Origin of the sequence: Streptomyces sp. NPDC050704, from assembly GCF_040654355.1 — a bacterium.
GTDB lineage: Bacteria > Actinomycetota > Actinomycetes > Streptomycetales > Streptomycetaceae > Streptomyces.
In genome coordinates this window covers 1-2,996 of the sequence record NZ_JBFAHW010000254.1, presented here as the reverse complement: position 1 = coordinate 2,996, position 2,996 = coordinate 1, and the positions used below count along the sequence as shown (strand labels likewise).

The window sequence follows — 2,996 nt, the reverse complement described above, 5'->3', positions numbered from 1 at the left end:
GGGCCGGGGGGCGCGCCGCCCCCCCCCCCCGGGACGGGACGGGTAGGGGCGGCGGGGGCGAAGAAACCCCGCCTCACCGCTACGCGCCGACCGCCGCCAGCGCCGGCATCCGCGCCTCGTCGTACCGCTCCAGAAGAACCCGCGCCACCTCCGGCGCGGGACCCAGCACATCCGCCAGCACATCCGCCGCGGCAGCGCCCCGCACGATCCGGTCCGGCAGAAAGCCCGGCGCCAGCACATACGGCGCGACCGCCACCCGCCCGCACCCGAGATCCCGCAGCTCACGCACCGCGTCCTCGGTGCGCGGCAGCGACGCGGAGGCGAACGCAGGCCGCACGGCGCACCAACCACTGCGCCGCCACTCCCGCGCGATTTCTGCGATCACTGCGATCGCCTCCGGGTCGGTGGACCCCGCCGAGGCCAGCACGACCCCGGTCGAGGACTTGTCGCCGGGCGTCAACCCGGCCTCGTACAGCCGTCGTTCGAGCGCGGCCGTCAGCAGCGGGGACGGGCCGAGCACCTCGGCCTGCCGGATCCGCAGCCGCGGCGGAGCGGCGCGGAGTACCGCCGGGATGTCCGACTTGGCGTGGAAGGCGCGGTTCAGGAGCAGCGGAAGGCCCACGACGTCGCGTACGCCCTCCGCCGCCAGAGACTTCAACACCCCTGAGACGGAAGGGAGGTTGAATTCGAGGAAGCCGGTCTCCACGCGCAGTCCGGGCCGTCGCGCCCGCACCCGGCGCACCAGGGCGTGCACGGTCGCGGCATGGCGCGGGTCGCGGCTGCCGTGGGCGATGACGAGAAGGACCGGGTCGGACATGGGAGTTCAGCTCTTCACGAGGAGACCGCGGCTGCGCAGGACCCGCCGCTCCAGCGGGCTGAAGATCAGCAGGTCGATGGCGATACCGACGATCAGGATGAGGAAGATGGCGAGGAACACCGTGGACATGGAGCTGTTGGTGCGGCCGTTCTCCAGCAACTGGCCCAGGCCGACGCCCAGTTCGGGGGAGGAGGCGATGATCTCCGCCGCCATCAGCGAGCGCCAGGAGAAGGCCCAGCCCTGCTTCAGGCCTGCCAGGTAGCCGGGCAGCGCCGCCGGCATCACGATGTGCCAGGTGCCGCGCAGGCCGGTCGCGCCCATGGTGCGGCCCGCCCGCAGGAACAGCGGCGGCACCTGGTCGACGCCGGACACCAGGCCGTTGGCGATCGACGGGACGGCGCCGAGCAGGATCACCGCGTACATCATCGAGGGTTCAAGGCCCAGCCAGATCACGGCCGGCGGCACCCAGGCCACCGACGGAAGCGACTGGAGGCCGGTGAGGATCGGGCCGATCGCCGCCCGGACGAACTTGACCCGGGCGACCAGCAGACCCAGCGGGGTGCCGATCGCGAGCGCCAGCACGAAGCCGAACAGACCGCGCGAGACGCTCGTCCAGATGTAGTCGAGCAGCTTGCCCTGCAGCCAGGCTTCCTCCACCTCGGCCCACACGGCGCCGGGGGAGGGCAGCTTCGCCGGGTCGTCGACGACCTTGAACGAGATCAGCGCCTGCCACACCAGGAGGACGAGTGCGATGGCGACGACCGGGGGCAGGATCTTCTGGACGAGGGTCTCGCGGAGCGGGGTCCGGCTGGTCTGGACCGTCTCCAGCGCGTCGAGTCCCGCCTCCAGACCGGCCAGGTCGTGGCTGTCCCGGCCGGCCCCGCCGTCCTTGACGTTCGCGTCGGCCTTTTCCTCAGTGCTGGCCATGACGGCGAATCTCCCCACGCAGTTCTTCGGTGATCTCGACGGACAGCTCCGCGACCGCGGTGTCCTCGATGCGGCGCGGCTGCGGGATGTCGACCCGCCACTCCCGGGCCACCCGGCCGGGACGCGACGACAGCAGCACGACACGCTCCGCGAGCCGCACCGCCTCACGCACGTTGTGTGTCACGAACAGCACCGACACGTTCGTCTCGCGCCAGATGCGGGTCAGCTCGTCGTGCAGCACGTCCCGGGTGATGGCGTCGAGCGCCGCGAACGGCTCGTCCATCAGCAGCAGTTGACTGTCCTGGGCGAGCGCGCGGGCCAGCGCGACCCGCTGCCGCATACCGCCGGACAGCTCGTGCACCCGCTTGCCGTACGCGCCCTTCAGCCGGACGAGTCCGAGCAGTTCCTCGGCCTTGTCGCGGCGCTCGGCCTTGGCGACGCCGCCGAGCTTCAGGGCGAGTTCGATGTTCTTGCCCGCGGTCAGCCACGGGAAGAGCGCGTGCTCCTGGAACATCAGGGACGGGCGGCCCTTCGTCGTGATGCTGCCCGCGGACGGCGCGTCGAGCCCCGCCACCAGGTTCAGCAGCGTCGACTTTCCGCAGCCGGAGGCCCCCAGGAGGGTGACGAACTCGCCCGGCGCGACATCGAGGGTGATGTCGTCGAGGACGAGCTGTTGCCCGGCGGGTCCGGAGAAGGACTTCGAGACGTGCTCGATCCGCGCGGCATGCTCGACCGACGTACCGACGTCGGCGGCCTTGGCGAGGGCGGTTGCCATGGTCGTCACCTCCTGGGAAGTCATTGGTTTCCGGGGCTGGTTCGCGGGCTTACTTGACGCCGAGACCGGCGTCGTCGACCGTGCTCTCGCCCTCGGCCGCGAGGACCTTGTTGAGCAGCGTGAGGTCGTAGATGCCGGTCAGGTCGGGCTTGTCCAGCAGACCGGCCTTGACCGCGTGCTCCGCCTCCGTGTTGAGGGTGGCGGCCAGCGGGTCGTCGGTGATCTGGATGGACTTCCAGGCCGGGTCGAGCACCTTGGCCGGGAGCTCCTTGCCGGAGTCCTCCTTGAGCCGGGCGTTCGCCGCCGCCTTCGCCTCGTCCGGGTTGGCGCCGATCCACTTGTTGGTCTTCACCGAGCCGCGCAGTACGGCTTCGACGACCTTCGGGTGCTCCTTGAGGAACTTCTGCGACACGATGATGTTCGTGATCACGAACTTCTTGTCCGGCCACAGGTCGGCCTCGTCGAGCAGCACCTTGC

At 70.8% G+C, this 2,996-nt stretch carries 3 protein-coding genes and 1 pseudogene; all 4 read right to left on the bottom strand.

The window, feature by feature from the left end; translation table 11 throughout:
- Nucleotides 1–79: 79 nt before the first annotated feature.
- Entirely contained in the window at nt 80–817 is a 738-nt protein-coding gene (locus tag AB0I18_RS51850) for a sirohydrochlorin chelatase (RefSeq protein WP_363112858.1), read from the bottom strand.
- 6 nt (nt 818–823) lie between these two features.
- Nucleotides 824–1,744, bottom strand: a complete 921-nt coding sequence (locus tag AB0I18_RS51845; RefSeq protein WP_363112857.1) for an ABC transporter permease — start codon at nt 1,742–1,744, stop codon at nt 824–826.
- Nucleotides 1,731–2,519, bottom strand: coding sequence for an ABC transporter ATP-binding protein (locus AB0I18_RS51840; protein ID WP_363112856.1), 789 nt, complete (start codon nt 2,517–2,519; stop codon nt 1,731–1,733). The genes AB0I18_RS51845 and AB0I18_RS51840 overlap by 14 nt, the downstream gene beginning before the upstream one ends.
- A gap of 49 nt (nt 2,520–2,568) precedes the next feature.
- Nucleotides 2,569–2,996: pseudogene (locus AB0I18_RS51835) on the bottom strand (sulfate ABC transporter substrate-binding protein); the annotation flags it as partial.